18 protein-coding genes are annotated in these 19802 nt (G+C 70.7%); 8 read left to right on the top strand and 10 right to left on the bottom strand.

Going from position 1 to position 19802, the window contains the following annotated elements:
* Positions 1 to 79: 79 nt before the first annotated feature.
* Together ASF49_RS08125 and ASF49_RS08130 are read right to left on the bottom strand one after the other, a co-directional pair.
* Entirely contained in the window at positions 80 to 412 is a 333-nt protein-coding gene (locus ASF49_RS08125; protein WP_056470464.1) for a hypothetical protein, read from the bottom strand.
* A 273-nt stretch (positions 413 to 685) separates the two neighbouring features.
* Positions 686 to 2308, bottom strand: a complete 1623-nt coding sequence (locus tag ASF49_RS08130; RefSeq protein WP_056470467.1) for an ABC-F family ATP-binding cassette domain-containing protein — start codon at positions 2306 to 2308, stop codon at positions 686 to 688.
* Between the two features lie 172 nt (positions 2309 to 2480).
* On the opposite strand from ASF49_RS08130, the gene ASF49_RS08135 reads away from it, so the two are divergent.
* The 3 genes from ASF49_RS08135 to ASF49_RS08145 are packed head-to-tail and all read left to right on the top strand — an operon-like array spanning position 2481 to position 5867.
* Positions 2481 to 4355: an MHYT domain-containing protein gene (locus ASF49_RS08135; RefSeq protein ID WP_056470470.1), complete on the top strand. Its 1875-nt coding sequence runs from the start codon at positions 2481 to 2483 to the stop codon at positions 4353 to 4355.
* Between the two features lie 35 nt (positions 4356 to 4390).
* Positions 4391 to 4804, top strand: coding sequence for a response regulator (locus ASF49_RS08140; RefSeq protein WP_056470588.1), 414 nt, complete (start codon positions 4391 to 4393; stop codon positions 4802 to 4804).
* 13 nt (positions 4805 to 4817) lie between these two features.
* Positions 4818 to 5867, top strand: coding sequence for a sensor histidine kinase (locus ASF49_RS08145; RefSeq protein ID WP_056470473.1), 1050 nt, complete (start codon positions 4818 to 4820; stop codon positions 5865 to 5867).
* 7 nt (positions 5868 to 5874) lie between these two features.
* On the opposite strand, the gene ASF49_RS08150 is transcribed toward ASF49_RS08145, so the two are convergent.
* Positions 5875 to 7299, bottom strand: a complete 1425-nt coding sequence (locus ASF49_RS08150; protein ID WP_056470477.1) for an FAD-binding oxidoreductase — start codon at positions 7297 to 7299, stop codon at positions 5875 to 5877.
* Between the two features lie 145 nt (positions 7300 to 7444).
* Positions 7445 to 8455, bottom strand: a complete 1011-nt coding sequence (locus ASF49_RS08155) for a 1-aminocyclopropane-1-carboxylate deaminase (RefSeq protein ID WP_056470481.1) — start codon at positions 8453 to 8455, stop codon at positions 7445 to 7447.
* Between the two features lie 154 nt (positions 8456 to 8609).
* Between ASF49_RS08155 and ASF49_RS08160 the strand changes: the two genes are divergently transcribed.
* Both ASF49_RS08160 and ASF49_RS08165 read left to right on the top strand, forming a co-directional pair.
* Entirely contained in the window at positions 8610 to 9074 is a 465-nt protein-coding gene (locus ASF49_RS08160; protein WP_056470483.1) for an Lrp/AsnC family transcriptional regulator, read from the top strand.
* Between the two features lie 485 nt (positions 9075 to 9559).
* Positions 9560 to 10822: a D-serine ammonia-lyase gene (locus ASF49_RS08165; RefSeq protein ID WP_056470486.1), complete on the top strand. Its 1263-nt coding sequence runs from the start codon at positions 9560 to 9562 to the stop codon at positions 10820 to 10822.
* Positions 10823 to 11468: 646 nt separating this feature from the next.
* Here ASF49_RS08165 and ASF49_RS08170 read toward each other — a convergent pair.
* A complete protein-coding gene (locus ASF49_RS08170) occupies positions 11469 to 11828 on the bottom strand; it encodes an ArsR/SmtB family transcription factor (RefSeq protein ID WP_056470489.1) in 360 nt (119 codons plus the stop codon).
* A gap of 107 nt (positions 11829 to 11935) precedes the next feature.
* Here ASF49_RS08170 and ASF49_RS08175 point away from each other — a divergent pair, with 107 nt between their 5' ends.
* Complete coding sequence (locus ASF49_RS08175) at positions 11936 to 12682, top strand: glucose 1-dehydrogenase (protein WP_056470494.1); 747 nt, start codon at positions 11936 to 11938, stop codon at positions 12680 to 12682.
* Between the two features lie 58 nt (positions 12683 to 12740).
* Here the strand turns inward: ASF49_RS08175 and ASF49_RS08180 are convergent, their stop codons facing one another.
* The 5 genes from ASF49_RS08180 to ASF49_RS08200 are packed head-to-tail and all read right to left on the bottom strand — an operon-like array spanning position 12741 to position 17534.
* Complete coding sequence (locus ASF49_RS08180) at positions 12741 to 13706, bottom strand: aliphatic sulfonate ABC transporter substrate-binding protein (protein WP_056470495.1); 966 nt, start codon at positions 13704 to 13706, stop codon at positions 12741 to 12743.
* 9 nt (positions 13707 to 13715) lie between these two features.
* On the bottom strand, positions 13716 to 14261 hold the full coding sequence (locus ASF49_RS08185) for a cupin domain-containing protein (RefSeq protein ID WP_056470499.1): 546 nt from the start codon (positions 14259 to 14261) through the stop codon (positions 13716 to 13718).
* A 28-nt stretch (positions 14262 to 14289) separates the two neighbouring features.
* The gene (locus ASF49_RS08190) at positions 14290 to 15246 is read right to left on the bottom strand and encodes an ABC transporter substrate-binding protein (RefSeq protein WP_056470501.1); all 957 of its coding nucleotides are present in this window, start codon (positions 15244 to 15246) and stop codon (positions 14290 to 14292) included.
* Positions 15246 to 16349, bottom strand: coding sequence for an LLM class flavin-dependent oxidoreductase (locus ASF49_RS08195; protein ID WP_056470504.1), 1104 nt, complete (start codon positions 16347 to 16349; stop codon positions 15246 to 15248). Before ASF49_RS08195 ends, ASF49_RS08190 begins: the two co-directional genes overlap by 1 nt.
* Before the next feature lie 42 nt (positions 16350 to 16391).
* The gene (locus ASF49_RS08200) at positions 16392 to 17534 is read right to left on the bottom strand and encodes an acyl-CoA dehydrogenase family protein (RefSeq protein WP_056470507.1); all 1143 of its coding nucleotides are present in this window, start codon (positions 17532 to 17534) and stop codon (positions 16392 to 16394) included.
* Between the two features lie 329 nt (positions 17535 to 17863).
* Between ASF49_RS08200 and ASF49_RS08205 the strand changes: the two genes are divergently transcribed.
* Both ASF49_RS08205 and ASF49_RS08210 read left to right on the top strand, forming a co-directional pair.
* The gene (locus ASF49_RS08205; RefSeq protein WP_243214880.1) at positions 17864 to 19267 is read left to right on the top strand and encodes an FAD/NAD(P)-binding protein; all 1404 of its coding nucleotides are present in this window, start codon (positions 17864 to 17866) and stop codon (positions 19265 to 19267) included.
* Positions 19268 to 19504: 237 nt separating this feature from the next.
* The gene (locus ASF49_RS08210; RefSeq protein WP_056470513.1) at positions 19505 to 19789 is read left to right on the top strand and encodes a hypothetical protein; all 285 of its coding nucleotides are present in this window, start codon (positions 19505 to 19507) and stop codon (positions 19787 to 19789) included.
* Positions 19790 to 19802: the final 13 nt, after the last annotated feature.

Below are 19802 nucleotides of genomic sequence, written 5' to 3' on the forward strand. Positions count from 1 at the left end.
TGGCTGACGCGACGCTTGCTCTGACATCCCCACGACCCGCTCGGAAGCGGGTCGGCCATGGGACCGACGGAGTGAGCGTTCAGTTGTTGATGGTGAGCGTGGCTTTCGTCACCGGCATCTCTGGCGGGGTGGCGTCCGCGATCTGGCCCGTAGTTGGATGCGGGGTGCGCGCACTCATCCAATCCGCGCCGATCTGAACAGACAGCAGGAGCAGAAGCGCCGCCACCAGCACGTTCGCCGCTCGCTGGAACGGACGAACGGACAATCGAACGGCCGCTTCCAATCGATCGGCATCCGTCGTCACGGAGTTCATCCGGTCCGAGATCGGAAGAAGCCACGGCTCACTCGGAAGGGCCTGAAGCCCTCCCATTTCGTGAGCGCCCGGCAGGTTCTGGAACAGTCCGCTGGACATATCCGTACTCCTGGTTGGTGAGTGGCAGCCGAGTGTGGGAGGCTGATCGTTCACGTTCAGTTAATCTGACATTTTGTTCATTTCAAGTTCAGGGTCGGAATGCGCCTTTCGCGGATCATCCGCTTTGTGTCCGATGGCACTCGCAGAGTGTCTTCCGGGCGATCGTTTCTGCTCCGCGTGAGGCCGACAGACTCACCATATGGATCACGGTCGATCCGGCATCGCCGAGCCGGCGTCGGCTCGACGGAGCCTCGGCCGACCCGTTCCCCGACGTCAGCTTCGCAGTCCAGGTGCCTCCTGGCCCGTGCGGGCGACGTACTCGGTGTAGCCCCCGCCATACTGATGGATCCCGTCCGGAGTGAGTTCGAGGACGCGGTTCGACAGGGCGGCGAGAAAGTGCCGATCGTGGCTCACGAACAGCATCGTGCCTTCATAGTTCGCCAAGGCGGCGATCAGCATCTCCTTTGTGCCCATGTCGAGGTGGTTGGTGGGCTCGTCGAGAACGAGGAAGTTCGGCGGATCGTAGAGCATCCGGGCCATGACGAGGCGGGCCTTCTCGCCGCCCGAGAGCACCCGGCAGCGCTTCTCCACATCGTCGCCCGAGAAGCCGAAGCAGCCCGCCAGCGCCCGGAGTGAGCCTTGGCCGGCCTGTGGGAAGGAATCCTCGAGAAAACCGAACACCGTGCGATCGCCGTCCAGCACATCCATCGCATGCTGGGCGAAATAGCCGAGCTTCACGCTCCCGCCCACCGCGACGCTGCCGTCGTCCGGCTCCGCGGTGCCGGTCACCAGTTTCAGGAGCGTCGACTTGCCGGCCCCGTTGATGCCCATCACGCACCAGCGCTCACGACGCCGAATCGAAAAATCGAGGCCCTCGTAGATCGTGCGGCTGCCGTAGCGCTTGTGCACGTTCTTGAGCATCACGACGTCGTCGCCGGAGCGGGGGGCGGGCAGGAACTCGAAGGCGACGCTCTGACGGCGCTTGGGGGGCTCCACCCGCTCGATCTTGTCGAGTTTCTTCACCCGGCTCTGTACCTGGGCGGCGTGGGAGGCCCGCGCCTTGAAACGCTCGATGAACTTGATCTCCTTGGCGAGCATCGCCTGCTGGCGCTCGAACTGCGCCTGCTGCTGAGTCTCGTTCAGTGCCCGCTGCTGCTCGTAAAAGGCATAGTCGCCCGAATAGGTTGTGAGTTGCCCGCCGTCGATCTCGACGATCTTGGTGACGATGCGGTTCATGAACTCGCGGTCGTGCGAGGTCATCAGCAGGGCGCCCTCGTACCCCTTGAGGAAGGCCTCGAGCCAGATCAGGCTCTCCAGGTCCAGGTGGTTGCTCGGTTCGTCGAGGAGCATGACGTCCGGATTCATCAGAAGGATGCGGGCGAGCGCCACGCGCATCTTCCAGCCGCCCGAGAGCTTGCCGACGTCGCCGTCCATCATCTCCTGGGAAAAGCTGAGGCCCGCCAGAACCTCGTAGGCACGGCCTTCCAGAGCGTATCCGTCGAGTTCCTCGAAACGGGCCTGAACCTCGCCGTAGCGCTCGATCAGCGCCTCCATCTCGTCGGCTCGCTCGGGATCGGCCAGGGCCTGCTCGACCTCTTTCAACTCGGCCCCGATCTCGCTGACCGGGCCGGCACCGTTCATCACCTCGGAGACCACGGTCCGGCCGGACATCTCGCCGACATCCTGGCTGAAGTACCCGATGGTGATGCCCCGATCTGCTGCGACCTGGCCCTCGTCGGGCTGCTCCTCGCCGGTGATCATCCGGAACAGCGTGGTCTTGCCGGCACCGTTGGGCCCGACGAGGCCGACCTTCTCGCCCCGCTGCAGCGCGGCGGAAGCCTCGATGAAGACGATCTGGCGACCGTTCTGCTTGCCGATTTTTTCGAGGCGGATCATGGTTTCACAGAGGTTCGGGCGGATGCAGCGGCCTTACGGCATGCGGGCGCCAAGGGGTAGTGCAGGGCGGCACCGGGCCGGTGCCTTCTCCCGGTTCGGTGCCGATGGTCCTTGAGGCGAAGACCGGCTAGGCTGGCGCTTTCACGGTCAGAACGGTCTCTTCGCGCCTCCGATGGTCCACACCGGCTACAATCCGGCGCTCGTCGCCCTGTCCGTCACGATCGCGATCTTCGCCTCCTACACCGCCCTCGATCTTGGGGGACGCGGCCGGGTCTCGGCGGGCAGGCGCCGCTGGGCTTGGATCGCTGCCGCCGCCTGCGCCATGGGCGGAGGCATCTGGTCGATGCACTTCGTTGGAATGCTGGCTTTCGAGATGGGCATGCCGGTCGCCTACGATCTCGGCGCCACGGCCCTGTCCCTTCTGCTCGCCGTCGTCTGCACCGGAGCGGCCTTTGGCTGGATCGGCCGGCAGGGAGCGACGCATCGCGACCTGTTCGTCGCAGGGCCGGTCATGGGCGTCGGGGTGGCCGCCATGCACTACACCGGCATGGCGGCGATGCGCATGCCGGGCCACCTCACCTATGCTTGGCCGCTGGTTGCGCTCTCGGTCGTCATCGCGGTCACGGCGGCGACTGCGGCCCTCTGGCTGACCCTGCGTCAGAACAGCGTGTCGCAGACACTCATCGCTGCCGGCGTCATGGGCCTCGCTGTCGCGGGCATGCACTACACCGGCATGACTGCAGCGACCTTCACCGCCGAGGGCGCTGCCGGGCACGCGTCCGGCCTCAGCGCCGCGCAGCAGAACCTCGCCCTGGCCGTGGCCGGCGCAACCTTCCTGATCCTGTTCCTGGCAATGCTCGCGTCCTCCTTCGACCAGCAGCGGGTCCAGGGCGAACTGCAGGCCAGCGAGGCGCGCTTCCGTGCCGCCGTGCAGGCGGTGCGCGGCGTCCTCTGGACCAACGATGCTGAGGGCCGGATGCTCGGCGAGCAGCCCGGCTGGAGCGCCATCACCGGCCAGACCCAGATGGAATACGAGGGTTACGGCTGGGCCAACGCGGTTCATCCCGACGACCAGCAGGCCAGTATCGAGGCCTGGAACGAGACCGTCCGGGCGCGCCAGACCTTCGTGCACGAGCATCGGGTTCGCTCCGCCGACGGCGCCTGGCGGCACTATGCCATCCGTGCCGTGCCGGTCCTGAATGCCGATGGGTCGATCCGAGAATGGGTCGGCGTGCACACCGACATCACCGAGCAGCGACAAGCGGAGGCGGAACTCCGCGAATCCAACGAGGAGATCCAGCGCTACGCCTACATCGTCAGTCACGATCTGCGCGCGCCCCTCGTCAACGTGATGGGGTTCACGAGCGAGCTGGAGACGACACGGGACGACGTGCGCGCCGCCCTCCAGGGGCATCCGCAGGCGGAGCGGATCGACGCGGATCTCGGCGAGGCTCTCGGCTTCATCAAGGCTGCGGTGACGCGCATGGAGCGTCTGATCGCCGCCATCCTGAAGCTGTCGCGGGAGGGCCGGCGCAGCTTCACGCCGGAACGTCTCGACATGACGGGCCTCCTGCGCCGCCTCGCGGATGCGCAGCAGCATCAGATCGATCGGGTAGACGCCCGCGTCACGATCGCACCGGACCTGCCCCGCCTCGTCGCCGACCGGCTGGCGATCGAGCAGATCTTCGGCAATCTCATCGACAACGCGGTGAAGTATCTCGACCCGGCGCGGCCGGGCCGCATCGAGATCAAGGGACAGGCGCTGGGAGGCGGTCGCATCCGCTACACCGTCATGGACAATGGCCGCGGCATCGCGGAACGCGACCACGCGCGGGTCTTCGAGCTGTTCCGGCGCTCCGGCGCTCAGGACAAGCCCGGTGAGGGCATCGGACTCGCCCACGTGAAGGCGCTGGTGCGCTCGCTCGGGGGTCGGATCGAGGTCGCGTCGGAACTGGGGGTCGGTACAACCTTCAGCGTGACGCTGCCGCGCGAGACCGCTACAGGTCGGGGACAGGATGAGCCGCCGATGCGGCTCGCTGCGGAATAGGTGCGGAGCGAAGCGTGAACGCCGTCGAAATCGTCATGATCGAAGACGACGAAGGCCATGCGCGCCTGATCGAGCGCAACATCCGCCGTGCCGGCGTGAACAACACCATCCTGCCCTTCCGGGACGGGACGACGGCGCTCGAGTACCTGCTCGGCGCCGATGGAACGGGTGAGGCGAGCGCCAAGCGTCACCTGCTGATCCTCCTCGACCTGAACCTGCCGGACATGACCGGCATCGACATCCTCGAGAAGGTGAAGGCGAACACCCACACCAAGCGCTCGCCCGTCGTCGTCCTCACCACCACGGATGACCAGCGCGAGATCCAGCGCTGCTACGATCTCGGGGCGAACGTCTACATCACCAAGCCGGTGAACTACGAGGGCTTCGCCAACGCCATCCGGCAGCTCGGGCTGTTCTTCTCGGTCATGCAGGTGCCGGAAAACCCATGACGTCCGCACGCTCATGACCGAGCCCGCCCCTGCAGGCCGCGGTCGCGTCCTCTACATCGACGACGACCCCGGCCTGGGGCGGCTCGTCCAGCGTGCCCTCGCGGCCCGGGGCTACGCCGTGGAGATCGCCGTCGACGGCGATGCCGGCCTCCTGCGTCTCGGACAGGGTGGCATCGACGTCGTCGCGCTGGATCATCACATGCCGGGCCAGACCGGCCTCGACATCCTGCCGACGATCCGCGCGCTGCCAGACGCGCCGCCGGTGGTCTACGTCACCGGGTCGGAGGACAGCCGCGTCGCGGTGGCGGCCCTGAAGGCGGGCGCCGTCGACTACGTCTGGAAGGACCTCCAGGGCCAGTTCCGAGAGCTCCTCGGCGAAGCCATCGACACGGCGCTCCGGCAGGAAGCGCTGCGGCGGGACAAGGAGCGGGCCGAGCAGGCTGTGCGGGAGGCGCGGGACCGGGCGGAGATCATGCTGCGGGAGGTCAACCACCGCGTCGCCAACTCGCTGGCCCTGGTGGCGGCGCTGGCGCACATGCAGACCAACGCGGTCACGGACCCGGCCGCGAAGGCCGCGCTCCGGGAGATGCAGGCCCGGATCTCGGCGATCGCGGGCATCCATCGCCGGCTCTACACCTCCGACGACGTCGAGGCGGTGGACCTCGACGCCTACCTGGCGAGCCTCGTGGAGGAGCTCCAGGCGGCCATGAAGGCGGCCGGGCGCGACCATGCCATCCGCCTCGACGCGGCGCCGGTGCGGCTCGCCACCGACAAGGCGGTCTCGATCGGCGTCGTCGTCACCGAGCTTGTGACGAACGCCTACAAATACGCCTATCCACCGGAAGTTCCAGGAGAAATCCGGGTCTCCGTCGCGCGCGAGGGCGCCGATGGACTGACCCTGACGGTGGAGGATGACGGGATCGGCTGGACCGGCGAGGGCCAGCCGCGGGGCACCGGCCTCGGCTCGCGCATCATCCGGGCGATGGCGGCGAACCTGCGCTCGGGCCTGGTCTATGGCGGCGGCCCGATCGGAACCCGGGCCACCCTCTCGTTCCAGGGCTGAGGATTCCTCAGACCAGGGCGCCGGCATTCATGATCCCGTCGGGGTCGAGGGCGTGCTTGACGGCCGCGATCAGGCGCAAGCGGGCGGGATCGGAGTAGCGTTCCAGGAGGTCGCGCTTGAAGCGGCCGATGCCGTATTCCGCGCTGTATCCACCGCCGTATTCCAGCGCGATCGTGTAGAGGTCGTGGGCGAAACCCGCCTCGATCTCGCGCGTGAACGCGACCCGGTCACGGCCCGCCGGCACGACAAGGTTGTAGTGCAGGTTGCCGTCGCCGACATGGCCGTAGACCGAGAGGCGGACGTCCGGCAGGCGCTCGGCGAGCAGGGCGGCGCCGCGATCGAGGAAATCGGTCAGGCGGGAGATCGGCACGGCGATATCGTGCTTGACCGATCCGCCGGCATGCTTCTCCCCCTCGGGAATCGTTTCGCGAACCGCCCAGAAGGCGCGGCGCTGGGTCTCGGACTGGGCCAGCACCGCGTCGACGACCCAGCCTCGTTCCATCAGGGCCTCGAGGCAGCCCGTCAGCACGTCGTCGAGGGGGATGCGGTCCGAGGAGGCGGTGAGCTCGAGGAGCACCGCCCCGCCGGGTCCGGCCTTCAGTCCGGTCTCGGCGCCGCGCATCTCGGTGACGAGGCCGAGGGAGGAGGCGGAGATCAGCTCGAAGGTCGAGGCGAGGTCGGAGGTCTCCCGGCGCACCAGGGCGGCCATCTCGGGGATCGGCGCCCCGGCGGCGAGTTCGAGCCAGGCGGTCGCCCGCTGGCCCTGGGCCGGCCAGAGCTTGAGGACCACGCCGGTGATGATGCCGAGGGTCCCCTCGGCCCCGATGAAGAGCTGCTTCAGGTCGTAACCGATGTTGTTCTTGCGCAGGGTCCGCATGTCGGAGAACAGCGATCCGTCCGGCAGCACCACCTCCAGGCCGAGGACGAGGTCGCGGGCCATGCCGTAGCGCAGGACCTGGAGGCCGCCCGCATTGGTGCCGAGGTTGCCGCCGAGGCGGCAGCTGCCTTCGGAGCCGAGGCTCAGCGGCAGGAACAGCCCCTCCGCCTCGGCCGCCTTCTGGGCATCGGCCAGGATGGTCCCGGCATCGCAGGAGAGGGTGAAGTTCAGGGGGTCGACCCCGCGGATGCGGGTCATCCGCTCCAGGTTGACCACGAGCTGGCGGCGGCCGGGCTCCGGCGTCGCCCCGCCGACATAGCCCGTGTTGCCGCCCTGGGGCACGAGGCCGAAGCCGTGGGTCCGGGCGAGCCCGACGATGCCCTGGACCGCCTCGACGCTGCGCGGGCGCAGCACCGCGGGCGTCTCGCCCTGCATCAGGTCGCGCTGGTCCCGGGTGTAGCGCGCCGTCAGGCCCGGGTCCGTGAGGACACCGCCGGCGCCGAGGAGGGCCTTGAACGGGGTCAGGTCGTCGCGATCCGACAGGGATTCCGGCATGGGGGGTCTTCCGGCAGGGCGCGTCGTGGCTGGCCGCGCGCAGGTTCGGCCTTCGCGGTCGAACCATGTCGCGCGGCGGCGCCGAAGGAAAGCGCTCGCCTTTCAACCGGAGGAGACCTGTCAGCCCCCGGACCGGCCCAGCAACTCAGCCGTTGCGGAAGGTATAGCTGTAGCCGTTGAGCGCCGGGGCGCCACCCAGATGGGCGTAGAGCACCTTCGAACCCTTGGGGAAGAAGCCCTTCCGCACGAGGTCGATCATGCCCTGCATCGACTTCCCCTCGTAGACGGGGTCGGTGATCATGCCCTCCAGCCGGGCCGAGAGTCGGATGGCCTCGACGGTCTCCTTCGAGGGCACGCCGTAGACCGGGTAGGCGTAGTCCTCGTTGAGCACGATGTCGTCGGCGGCGATGGCTGGGGCGCCGATGAGCTCGGCGGTGTTGCGGGCGATCTCCAGCACCTGCGCCTTGGTCTGGGCCGGGGTGCAGGAGGCGTCGATGCCGATGACGTTGCGGGCGCGCCCATCGGCGGCGAAGCCCACCACCATGCCGGCATGGGTCGAGCCCGTGACGGTGCAGACCACGATGTAGTCGAAGTGGAGGCCCATCGCGGCCTCCTGGGCGCGGACCTCCTCGGCGAAGCCGACGAAGCCGAGGCCGCCGAACTTGTGCACCGAGGCACCGGCGGGGATCGCGTAGGGCTTGCCGCCCTTGGCCTTCACGTCCTCAAGGGCCTTGGTCCAGCTCTCGCGGATGCCGATGTCGAAGCCGTCATCCACGAGCTGCGTCTCCGCGCCCATGATGCGCGACAGCATGATGTTGCCGACGCGGTCGTAGACGGCGTCCTCGTGCGGCACCCAGGCTTCCTGGATCAGCCGGCACTTCATGCCGATCTTGGCGGCCACCGCCGCCACCATGCGGGTGTGGTTGGACTGGACGCCGCCGATGGTCACCAGGGTGTCGGCCCCGCTCGCGATGGCGTCGGGCACGATGTATTCGAGCTTGCGCAGCTTGTTGCCGCCATAGGCCAGGCCGGAATTGCAGTCCTCGCGCTTGGCGTAGATCAGCACGTCGCCGCCCAGATGGGCGGTGAGGCGGGGCAGGTGCTCGATCGGGGTCGGGCCGAAGGTGAGGGGGTAGCGCTCGAATTTCGACAGCATGGGCGGAATCCTTCGTGGTCAGCCCGGCAAAGTTAGCAAACGCTTCGCGAAAGGTGCTCTCGAAATCAGGGCTCGGATTTTGCAGAGTGGAGCCGGCAGGCCGCATCGGTGCACATCGGTTGCGACTTTGTCCCCTCTCGCGAAAGGATCTTTCATGGACGCTGGGCTGGACCGCATGGACCTGAAGATCCTGCGCCTGCTCCAGGCCGACGGGCGCATGGGCAATGCCGAGATCGCCAAGCGGGTGAACACCAGCGCGGCCACCTGCCACCGGCGCATCCAGCGCCTGTTCGACGAGGGCTACGTCCGGGGCGTGCGGGCGCAGATCGCGCCGGAGAAGGTCGGGCGCGGCTCCCTGGTCATGGTCGGCGTGGTGCTGGACCGCTCGACGCCGGAGAGCTTCGCCGCCTTCGAGGCCGCGGCCCGGGCCATGCCGATGGTGCTCGACTGCCACCTCGTGGCCGGCGATTTCGACTACTTCCTCAAGATCCGCGTCTCCGACATGGCGGATTTCAACCGCCTCCACAGCGCGACGCTGATCGCCCTGCCGGGGGTCCGCCAGACCCGGACCTTCTTCGTGATGAAGGAGGTGGTCGACAACGCGCCGCTCGACCTCTGAGCGGGGCGTCGACGGGGTGGCATTCGACGGAGGGTCGCGCCGGAACCCCACGCGGTCGGACGCCGCGACTTCATCGGCAATCAGACCGGCGGCAGTTCGTCGGAAGGAAATCGAGACGGGAGTGGCTCTGCCAGCATCCCGAACCGGAAGCTCGCCGACGAGCGACCCGAGACGCAACGGCGCTCCCTCTCCTGGAAGGAGAGGGCTGGGGTGAGGTGGGTGACCTTTCCGGACAAACCACACACCTCACCCTGTCTCTCTCCTTCCAGGAGAGGGGACCCGCGCGACCAGCGCGATGCCGGCATCCGGGCTTTTTCGGCTGTCATCTACGACGTTCAATGAGAAAGTTGGGCTGCGCCAGACGCGACGGCGCTCCCTCTCCTGGAAGGTAGCGAGGACTCGTGCGGCCCATGGGATATACGAAGGCGGCGGGCACGGAGGCGCGGGACGTCCGCCCGATCAGTCCAGGAAGAAGGGTCACGCCCATGTCCGATCTGCCGCAGGGGATTCCGGAGGCCGTGCGCGCGGGACGTCCGACGGTCTGGCGCAACCCGGGGAGCCGCCCGGCCGGCGAGGTCCTGCCCGGCCTCGCCTACGGCCTCGCCGAGGTGCGCGCGGCGGAGGCGCGCTGGCGCCGGTTCGATCCGCTGCTGGCGGCCCTGTTCCCCGAACTGGAGACCGGACGGATCGATTCGCCGCTGCTGCCGCTGGCCCCGGAGGTCGCGGCCCATGTCCGCGGCGGCGACGGTCCGGCGGTCTGGGTCAAGGCCGACCATGACCTGCCGGTGACGGGCTGCATCAAAGCGCGCGGCGGCGTCTACGAGGTGCTGGTCACCGCCGAGCGCCTGGCGCTCGCGCAGGGCTGGCTGCGGGACGGCGACTCCTACGCGCGCCTGACCGAGCCGGAGATCCGGACCGCCTTAGGGGCCTACACGGTCGCGGTGGGCAGCACCGGCAATCTCGGCTTCAGCGTTGGGGTGATGGCGCGCGCCCTCGGCTTCCAGGTCGAGGTCCACATGTCCCACGATGCCAAGGCCTGGAAGAAGCAGCGCTTGCGCGACATCGGCGCCCGGGTGGTCGAGCATGCCGGCGATTACGGCAGCGCGGTCGCGGCGGCGCGGGACGCCTTCGCGGGCCGGGCGGACGCGCATTTCGTCGACGACGAGAGCTCGGTCGACCTGTTCCTCGGCTATGCCGCCGCGGCCTTCGACCTGCAGCGCCAGCTGGCGGCGGCCGGGATCGGGGTCGATGCCGCGCATCCCCTGGTGGTCTACCTGCCCTGCGGCGTCGGCGGCGCGCCGGGGGGCGTCACCCTGGGGCTGAAACTCCTGTTCGGCGACGCCGTTCACTGCGTCTTCGTCGAGCCCGTCGCCGCGCCCTGCATGCTGGTGCAGCTCGCCGCCGGGCTCGACCGGCCGCTCAGCGTCTATGACATCGGCCTCGACAACCGCACCGCCGCCGACGGCCTCGCGGTGTCGAGCGCCTCGCTCCTCGTCGCCGGCACGGTCGGCCCGCTCATCGCGGCTGTCGTCACGGTGGCGGACGACGCGCTCTTCGCCGGGGTGCGCGATCTCTGGCAGCGGGCGGCCCTGCGCCTCGAACCCTCGGCCGCCGCCGCCTTCGCGGCCGTCCGCCCGACCCTGGCGGCCCGGCCGGACCTGCGCGGCGCCACCCAGGTGGTGTGGACCACCGGCGGGGCGCTCCTGCCCGAGGCGGAGTTCCGGAAGGCGCTCGCGGCCGCGGCGTGACGGGTTTGGGGCGGGGGCTCCGCCGTCCTCGGCGCGCGGCACCGCATCATCCCGGGGTCGCGCAGCGGAGCCCGGGATCCGGACACGCGGGTGGTGCCGAGCCTGACGCCGTCAGCGGCTCCGGTTGGCGCGCCGGAACGGCGGTGCGAATCCACCGGAGACCGGACCGGCTGCACCGGATCGCGAGGCGATGGGAGCGGGGCGGCCCTGCCCGCATCCCGAACCGGACGGTCGCCGACGCACGACCCGAGACGCGACGGTGCTCTCTTTCCTGGAAGGAGAGAGGACCCGCGCGACCAGCGCGATACCGGCATCCGGGCTTCCTCGGCTGTCATCGGCAGCGATGTCCGATGAGCGAGTCGGGTCGCGCCGAGACGCAACGGCGCTCCCTCTCCTGAAAGGAGAGGGTTGGGGTGAGGTGTGTGACCTTTCCGGACAAAGCACACACCTCACCCTGTTCCTCTCCTTTCAGCAGAGGGACCCGAGCCCCCAGCGCGATACCGGATTCAGGTGCCTCTTCGGCTGTCAGCGGCGGCGATGTTCGATGAGCGAGTGAGCCTGCGCCGAAACGCAACGGCGCTCCCGGTCCCGGCGGGGCAGGGAACCCGCGCCTGCCGGCGAGGCGCGCCCAGAGCTTCGCGTTCGCCTACGGCTCCGCCGGCGCCCCATCCGCGACCCGCGCACACTCGCCCGCATAGGCGTTCAGGATCGCCGGGAGCAGGCCCGGGAAGCGCGACTCCACCTCCGCCCAGCGCGAGTGGTTGCGCATCTCGACGCCGCGGCGCTCGCTGCGGATCAGCCCGGCCTCGCGCAGCACCTTGAAGTGGTTGGAGAGCGAGGATTTCGGAATCACCCGGTCGCCGACCGCCGAGAGCGCCGAGCAGGCCTCGACGCACCCCGCGCGCATGATGTTGGCGAAGATCGCGGCCCGATCCGGGTCGGCCAGCGCGTGCAGGATCGCACGCGTCTGCAGGTCCTCGGGGGCGGGATGGAACAGCGGTCTCATGTTTTCGACATATGGACCCTTGACCGAGACTTCGGTAGTTCCGAACTTTCGAACTATGGGATCCAGGGTGCCGCATCGGCACCGGCCCATGTCGGAAGGATGCACAGATGTCGAAGCTTCAGGGCAAGGTCGCGGTCGTGACCGGCGCATCGAAGGGGATCGGCGCGGGGATCGCCAAGGCGCTGGCACGGGACGGCGCGGCGGTGGTGGTCAACTACGCCTCGAGCCAGGCGGGGGCGGACGCCGTGGTCTCGGCGATCACCGCCGAAGGAGGCCGGGCGATCGCGGTCCGGGCGGACGTCTCCAAGACGGCGGAGGCGCAGGCCCTGATCGAGGCGGCGGTCGCGCAGTTCGGCCGGCTCGACGTGCTGGTCAACAATTCCGGCGTCTACGAATTCGCCACGATCGAGGAGGTCACGGAGGCGCATTACCACCGGCTCTTCGACGTCAACGTGCTCGGTGTCCTGCTCGCCTCCCAGGCGGCGGCCAAGCACCTCGGGGAGGGCGGGAGCATCGTCAACATCTCCTCGGCCATCACCCATGTCAGCACGCCGGCCGCCGCGGTCTATAGCGGGACCAAGGGCGCGGTGAACGCGATCTCGGGGGTGCTCGCCAACGAGCTCGCCCCGCGCCGCATCCGCGTCAACACGGTCAGCCCGGGCTACGTGACCACCGAGGGCACGCAGAGCGCCGGCGTCGCCGGCTCGGAGATGGAGACCGGGCTCATCGCCCAGACGCCGCTCGGCCGCGCCGGACACCCGGGCGACATCGCCGACGTCGTCGCCTTCCTGGCCTCGGACGACGCGCGCTGGCTCACCGGCGAGAACATCACGGCCAGCGGCGGCCTCCGCTGAGCCGCCCGGTCCGGCCCCGGATGCCCCGACGGGGCGTCCGCGGCCGGAGCCCGCCCAGTCAGAGGCCCGGCGGCACCCAGATCGGCAGGGCGGCGGCGTCGACGGCGCGGGGCAGCAGGCCTTCGGTGCGGAAGGCGTCCGCGATGGTCTGCTGCTCGGCGAGGGCGGCGCCGGTCACGGGCTCGACCTGGTAGCTGCGCCGGGCATTCGCCTGCCGGACGATGGCGGGGTCGAGCTTCCACAGGGCGCCGAGGCGGGCGGCGGCGGCCTCCGGCTCGGCCTTCACCCAGGCCCCCGTCTGGCGCAGCTTGCCGAACAGGAGCGCGAGCACGTCGGCGCGCCGCGTCGCGTAGTCGGCGCCGGCGAGGTAGTAGCGCTTGTACTGGGACAGGCCGGTGCCGTCCCGGAGGATGCGAGCGCCGGTCTGCTGCTCGGCCGCCGACAGGAACGGGTCCCAGGCGACCCAGGCCTCGACGCTGCCGCTGGCGAGCGCCGCGCGCCCGTCCGACGGCGTCAGGTAGGCGGGGTGGATCGCCTTGAAGGGGAGCGTCTCGGCCGCGAGGGCGGCCAGCAGCAGGTAGTGGCTCCCGGCCCCCTTGGTGACCGCGACCTTGCGGCCCTTCAGGTCGGCCACCGACCGGATCGGCGAATCGGCGGCGACCAGGATCGCCTGCGCGCTCGGCGAAGGGGCCTCCTGCGCGATGTAGGCGATCCGCGCCTGGGCGGCCTGGGCGAAGATCGGCACGGTGTCGGCGACATCCGCCGAGACGTCGATCTGCCCGGCATTGAGGGCTTCCATGATCGGCAGGCCGCTGGTGAACTCGTGCCACGAGACGGTGACGTTCAGCGGGGCCAGGGCCTTCTCCAGCGCGGAATCCTCCTTGAGGAGGGCGATCAGCGCCGAGGATTTCTGGAAGCCGATGCGGAGCTTGTCCGCGTCGGCCGCGCGGCCGGCGCCGGGCGCGAGGGCGAGGAGGCTGAGCGCGGCGGCGGCGGCGCGCAGCGCGTGGCGGCGATGGATCATGGCGTCTCTTCAGGTTTCGGGATGCTTGTGGATCGGATCGACCCAGTGGACGGTCTCGGGCCGCTCGACGGGCTCGACATCGGTGATGTTGACCACCACCGCCTCGTTGTCGGAGCGCACCAGGACGCAGTTCAGGGGCTGGTCCGGGTCGGCGTTGATCTCCTGGTGCGGCACGTAGGGCGGCACGAAGATGAAGTCGCCGGGGCCGGCCTCGGCCACGTATTCGAGCTTGTCGCCCCAGCGCATCCGGGCGCGGCCCGAGACCACGTAGATCACGCTCTCCAGGGCGCCGTGATGGTGGACGCCGGTCTTGGCGTCGGGGGCGATCGCCACAGTGCCGGCCCAGATCTTCTGGGCGCCGACCCGGGCATGGTTGATCGCCGCCTGCCGGAACATGCCCGGCGTCTGGGCGGTGTTGGCATCGAGCCTGTCGCCCGGGATCACCCGCACGCCGTCGTGCTTCCAGCGCTCGGCCGGGGAGGCGTGCGCGGGGTCGTCGGGGTGGTGGTGATCGCCGTGGTCGTGGTCGTGGTCGTGGTCGTGGTCGCCGTGCATGGCTCGCCTCTCGCGCTGGGGTCGCGGATCATCGTACCGCAGCGGCGGCCGGTTCGAAGCTGCGATCGAGGATCGCTTCGGCCTTCGGCGCCCGGGCCTGCGGGATCAGCCCGGAGCGGACGTAGAGGTCGATGTTGCGCTGCTCGTCGGCGACGACCGCCTCGTCGATGGGCACGGCCCGGTACTGGGCGCGGGAGAACCAGCGCAGGGGCACCGCCTCGGGCAGGCCGATGAGCTTCGACCAGACGGCTGCGTAGGGGGCCGGGTCCTTCAGGGCCCAGTCGCGGGCGGCGACGAGGCGGCGCCCGAAATCGGCGAGCTGCGCCCGCTTGGTCTTCAGGGCGGCGTCGCTCGCCACCGCGAAGCTCAGGCCCGGGGTGATGCCGTTGCCGTCCCGGACCACCCGGGCGAGGCCGGTGAGCTCGGCGGTGGAGGTGTAGGGCTCCCAGGTCGCCCAGGCATCGACGCTGCCGCTGGCGAGCGCGATCTTGGCATCCGCGGGCGGCAGGAAGCGCAGGGTCACGGCGCTCGCCGGCAGGCCCGCCTCCTCGAGGGCCGCAAGCACGACCTGATGGCCGATGGAGCCGCGGTTGGTGGCGATGCTTTTCCCCTTCAGCTCGGCCACGGACCGGATCGGCGAATCCTTCGCCACCAGGATGGCGAGGCCGTCCTGCCGGTTACGGAAGGCCAGGAACGCCTTCACCGGCACCCCGGCAGCGGCCGCGAAGGTGAAGGGTGCGTCGCCGACCCCGCCGGCATCGATCGCCCCGGCATTCAGCGCTTCCAGAAGCGGCGCCGCGGCGGGAAACTCGCTCCAGTCGAGGCGGTAGGGCAGATCGGCCAATACGCCGGCCGCCTCCATCAGCGCGCGGGCGTTGCCGCGCTGGTCGCCGACGCGCAACACCGGCTCGTCGGCGCGGGCGAGCCCCGCGAGGGTCAAGAGGGCCGGGGCCAGAAGCGCGAGAACCGCGAGGACGCGCCGCATCACGCCGCCTCCGCCTGGGCGCCGCGCCGGGCCAGCAGCCGGCGGAAGGCCGGGATCAGGTCGCGGCCATATGCGAGGGCGTCCTCCAGCGGGTCGAAGCCGCGGATCAGGAAGGTGCGCACCCCGAGGTCGTGATAGGCCAGCAGCGCCTCGGCGACCTGCTCGGGCGTGCCCACAAGGGCGGTGGAATTGCCCGACGCCCCGGTCTCCCGGGCGATCGCGGTGTAGAGCCTTGTGTCGAGGCGGTTGCCCTGCGCCGCCGCCGCCAGCAGCCGGCGCGAGCCCTCGTTCTCCGGAGCGGCCGCCGGGCCGAGCCCCTGCGCGGCGCGGGTGGCGCGGGTCCGGGCCAGGATGTCCTCCGCCCGCGCCCAGGCGGCCTCCTCCGTCGCCGCCAGGATCGGCCGGAACGACAGGCTGAAGCGCGGAGAGCGCCCGTGCGGCGCGGCCGCGGCGCGGACTTTCCGAATCGCCTCGCGGACCTGGTCCAGGCTCTCGCCCCAGAGGGCGTAGGTGTCGGCGTGGCGGCCCGCCACCGCGATGGCGGCCGGGGAGGCGCCGCCGAAATAGACCGGGATGCCGCGCGGATCGACCGGCTTCACCGCGGAGAAGCCGCCCGCGATCCGGTAATGCGCGCCCGCGAAGTCGAAGGGGCTCTCGGCGGTCCAGACCTGGCGGGCGATCGTCAGGAACTCGTCGGTCCGGGCATAGCGTTCGTCCTTGGTGAGGTGGTCGCCGTCCTGGGCCAGTTCGCGGTCGCCGCCGCCGCTGATCGCGTGGATGGCGACGCGCCCGCCCGTGAGCTGGTCGAGGGTGGCGAACTGGCGCGCGGCCACGGTCGGGGCGGTGAAGCCCGTGCGGTGGGCGATCATCAGGCCGATGCGCTCGGTCACCGCCGCGATCTGCGCCGAGAGCAGGATCGCGTCGGGCGCGGTCGCGTAGAACGCCACGAGGATGCGGTCGAACCCGCCCCATTCATGCGCCTGGGCGAGCAGGCGCAGGTAGTCCCGGTCGATGGCCGGACCCGCGGGCGCGCGGATCTCGGACTGGTGGCGCGGGGCGGCGAAGCCGATGAACTCGACGGCGTCCGGGCTGAGGAAGCTCATGGAATCTCCTTGCGGCGTGGGGCGGAGGCGTGAGAGCCGGGGTCAGAGGGAGAGCGCGGCCCGGCCGGCGGCCGTGCGCACGGCATCGCCCTGGGGCCAGTGGATGCGCCCGCACAGGACGTCGCGCAGGTGGCGCTCCAGCGGGTTGGCGCGGGACAGGCCGGGATTGCCGGAGAGTTCCACCGCGCGCTGCACCACCGCGATGGCGTTCTCGGTCACGTTGAGTTTGAGGAAGCCGGATTCCTGCGGTTCGGGCGTGGAACCGCGATCCACCTCCGCGGCGATCGCGCGGATGAGGCGGGCGTCGAGCGACAGGAGACGCGCGTTCTCGCCGACCGCCTCCTGGAAGCGGGGGAGGGCGGCGAGGCTGTCGCCGAGGCTCGCCGGACGGCGTGCGGTGGCGAAGGCGACGAGCCAGTCCTGGGCCGCCCGCGCGACGCCGTCGTAGAGGGCGGCGATCAGCACCGCGTTCCAGGCCTGCTGGTCCGGATCGGGGGCCCGCCAGCCCTCGGGCGCGCGCAGGTCCACCGCATGGTCGTGCGGCACCCGGACATCTTCGAGGATCACGTCGTGGCTGCCGCTGGCGCGCAGGCCGAGATGGTCCCAGCTCTCGACCACGCGCACACCCGGCGCATCCATCGGCACCAGGATGTTGCCGATGCGCGGCGCGGCGTCCTCCGTGCGGGCGAAGACGAGCCCGTAAGCCAGGGCGGGGCTGCCGGTGGAGTAGATCTTGCGGCCCGTCACACGCCAGCCGTCGGCGGTCTCCCGCGCCACCGTCGACGGGATGCCGCCGCGCGCCGGCGTCCCGAGATCCGGCTCGACCCGCAGGGCGTTGATCAGGGCGCCCTCCGCGACGGCGGCCCGCCCGACCCGGTCCGCGAGGCCGGCGGGCCACGATCCGGCGCGGGCGATCAGCGCTTGCTGGATGAGGTGCATCGCCAGCACCAGGGCCGTCGACGGGTCGCCCTGCGCGAGGGCTCCGATCGTCGCCGCGGCCCGTTCGAGGCCGGCCCCGGCGCCGGCCAGCCGCTCCGGCACGGTCAGGCCGAGGAGCCCGGCCTTCCGCAGGTCGGCGATGTTCTCGTGCGCGAAACGCCCGGCGCGGTCGTGGTCTTCCGCCCGCGCGGCGAAGCGCGCGGCGAGGCCGGCGACGGACGCGGGCGGGGTGGAAACGGGCGGCATCGGGCGGGTGTGTGCTCTCGACGTTTCGGGGGCCGCCGGAGCGGGATCTCGCCGGCCCGTTCGGAGGGCCGTGCGACGTCTCCATCGTCCCGTTCCCGCCGCCGTGAGTCAACGAGAACGTTCGTTTTTCAGAACGCGCGTTCGGAGGAAAGCCTTTCAAGAAACCGAGCCGATCGAGAAGATCTCACGCAGATCGGGTTTTTTGGCGAGATCTGCGCTTCGAACCCCGCGGCAGCTTTCGCAGCTCACCCGCCGGCCTCGCCGCTTGTTCTCTAAAAAGAACGCCCGTATGAGCCGGGCAAGGACGCGACGCTGCGGGAGCCATGACGATGAGACCGACTTTCCGGACGCTGCCGATCGCGGTCATCGGAGGCGGCTTCAGCGGCATGATGGCGGCGGAGCAGCTGCTGCGCGCCCTGCCGCCCGACCGCGCCGTAGTGCTCTGCGAGCGGGGCCATCCCTTCGGTCTCGGGCTGGCCTATTCGACCCCCAACCCGGACCATCTCCTCAACCTGCGGGCGACGCAGATGAGCGCCGACCCGGAGCAACCCGGGGCCTTCTCGGACTGGCTGGTCCGGGCCGAGCTCGACCCGACCGAGCGCCTGGGCCTGCGCGAGACCGAGGCCGGCACCTTCGCGTCGCGGGGGCTGTACGGCCGCTATCTCTCCGAGCGCTGGACCCGGCTGGCGGAAGCGGCCGGCGACCGTCTCGTCGCGGACAGGGCCGCGATCGTCGATGTGGAGCCGGTGCCGGAGGGCTTCGTCCTGCACGGGGAGGGCGTTTCGCCCCGGCGGGTCGCCGGCCTCGTCCTGGCCATGGGCAACCTGCCGGGTCCCGCGATCACGCCGAGCCGGCACCGGCTCGATCCGTGGCGCCCGGAGGCGTTCGGCGCCCTGTATCCGGGACGCGACGTGCTGGTGGTCGGCACCGGCCTAACCATGATGGATTCGGTGGCGGCCCTGCGCCGCGAGGGCTTCGCCGGCCGGGTCGTGGCCGTGTCCCGCCGGGGGCTGCTGCCGAAGCCCCACGCCGCCGTCCCGGTCGGCCGGCGCCCTGATTTCAGCCCCGAGATCCGCTTCACGCCCGAGATCCGCGCCTCGGCGCGACGGCTCTTCGCCGCCGTCCGGCGCGAGGTCGCGGCGGCCCGGGAGGCCGGCGCCGACTGGCGCGGGGTCATCGACGCCCTGCGCCCGATCACCGATTCCCTCTGGACCGGGCTGCCGCGGGCCGAGCAGGCCCGGATCCTGCGCCACGTGCGCCCCTACTGGGACGTGCACCGCCACCGCACGGCGCCCCCGGCGGCGGAGGCCATCGCGGACGAGATCCGGCGCGGGAGCCTCGTCGTCCGGGCGGCGCGCATCCTCGCCATCGACGACGCGCCGGACCGGGCGCTGGTGACGATCCGCCCGCGCGGCACCGACGACCGCGAGCGGATCGAGGCCCAGGGCATCCTCGACGCCACCGGCTTCAGCCGGCTCGCCGAGACCGGCGACCCGCTGATCCGCAACCTGCTGGCCCGCGGCCTCGTCCGGCCCGGTCCGTTCGGCCTCGGGATCGCGGCCGGCCCCGACGGCAGGGTCGCCGGCCAGCCGACCGATGCCCCGGTCTGGGCCTTCGGGCCGATGCTGCGCGGCGTGATCTGGGAATGCATCGCGGTGCCGGACATTCGCGACGCGGCCCGCCCCCTGGCCCGCGCGGTGGCCGACCGGCTGGGCGATCGCTTGGCGGCCTGAGCCTTTCGTCGAATCGCCCCTCAGTGCGACGCCGCTCTCCGTTCCGGCAGATCTTTGGAAGCACATTCCCGTCCAGCGCGGCTATTCTCAAGACGATCGGCGGTCCCCACACGCCACCGACCAGAGACGATCCGATGACCCAGCCGCTTCATCAATCCCGCCGTCCCGCCCTCTGTTGCCGCCGCGTAGACACCGACGCGACGGAGAGAGGCAGACATTTCGGCAGGGACGACGACCATGAGCTTTCACACCACAGCCTTTGAGCCGGCCGGGCCGGCCGGCCCCGCGCTCCTGCTCGGATCGCGCGAAGCCCGGCGCAGCTACGGCCGGGCCGCCGTCGCCGCGGCGATCGAGAACGGGCTCCTGCCCGACGAACTCTCGGCGCTCCTGGCCGGCCGCCGGGTCGTCGAGGCCTTTCCCGTCGCCTGGCGCGAGAGCGAATCGGACTACGCCGACCGGGCCGTCGCCGAGATGATGGTGGCCTACCTGAGCCAGCCCATCCTGAGCCAGCCCATCGGCTGACGCCCCCCAGACC

Source organism: Methylobacterium sp. Leaf104 (assembly GCF_001422885.1).
Classification (GTDB): domain Bacteria; phylum Pseudomonadota; class Alphaproteobacteria; order Rhizobiales; family Beijerinckiaceae; genus Methylobacterium.

Coding starts and splice junctions, on each gene's coding strand:
- ASF49_RS08165 (WP_056470486.1), top strand. CDS start 9,560: ATGTCCGATCTGCCGCAGGGGATTCCGGAGGCCGTGCGCGCGGGACGT.
- ASF49_RS08200 (WP_056470507.1), bottom strand. CDS start 17,534: ATGCCGCCCGTTTCCACCCCGCCCGCGTCCGTCGCCGGCCTCGCCGCG.
- ASF49_RS08175 (WP_056470494.1), top strand. CDS start 11,936: ATGTCGAAGCTTCAGGGCAAGGTCGCGGTCGTGACCGGCGCATCGAAG.
- ASF49_RS08210 (WP_056470513.1), top strand. CDS start 19,505: ATGAGCTTTCACACCACAGCCTTTGAGCCGGCCGGGCCGGCCGGCCCC.
- ASF49_RS08150 (WP_056470477.1), bottom strand. CDS start 7,299: ATGCCGGAATCCCTGTCGGATCGCGACGACCTGACCCCGTTCAAGGCC.
- ASF49_RS08160 (WP_056470483.1), top strand. CDS start 8,610: ATGGACGCTGGGCTGGACCGCATGGACCTGAAGATCCTGCGCCTGCTC.
- ASF49_RS08130 (WP_056470467.1), bottom strand. CDS start 2,308: ATGATCCGCCTCGAAAAAATCGGCAAGCAGAACGGTCGCCAGATCGTC.
- ASF49_RS08190 (WP_056470501.1), bottom strand. CDS start 15,246: ATGCGGCGCGTCCTCGCGGTTCTCGCGCTTCTGGCCCCGGCCCTCTTG.
- ASF49_RS08125 (WP_056470464.1), bottom strand. CDS start 412: ATGTCCAGCGGACTGTTCCAGAACCTGCCGGGCGCTCACGAAATGGGA.
- ASF49_RS08195 (WP_056470504.1), bottom strand. CDS start 16,349: ATGAGCTTCCTCAGCCCGGACGCCGTCGAGTTCATCGGCTTCGCCGCC.
- ASF49_RS08140 (WP_056470588.1), top strand. CDS start 4,391: ATGATCGAAGACGACGAAGGCCATGCGCGCCTGATCGAGCGCAACATC.
- ASF49_RS08135 (WP_056470470.1), top strand. CDS start 2,481: ATGGTCCACACCGGCTACAATCCGGCGCTCGTCGCCCTGTCCGTCACG.
- ASF49_RS08170 (WP_056470489.1), bottom strand. CDS start 11,828: ATGAGACCGCTGTTCCATCCCGCCCCCGAGGACCTGCAGACGCGTGCG.
- ASF49_RS08145 (WP_056470473.1), top strand. CDS start 4,818: ATGACCGAGCCCGCCCCTGCAGGCCGCGGTCGCGTCCTCTACATCGAC.
- ASF49_RS08185 (WP_056470499.1), bottom strand. CDS start 14,261: ATGCACGGCGACCACGACCACGACCACGACCACGACCACGGCGATCAC.
- ASF49_RS08180 (WP_056470495.1), bottom strand. CDS start 13,706: ATGATCCATCGCCGCCACGCGCTGCGCGCCGCCGCCGCCGCGCTCAGC.
- ASF49_RS08205 (WP_243214880.1), top strand. CDS start 17,864: ATGAGACCGACTTTCCGGACGCTGCCGATCGCGGTCATCGGAGGCGGC.
- ASF49_RS08155 (WP_056470481.1), bottom strand. CDS start 8,455: ATGCTGTCGAAATTCGAGCGCTACCCCCTCACCTTCGGCCCGACCCCG.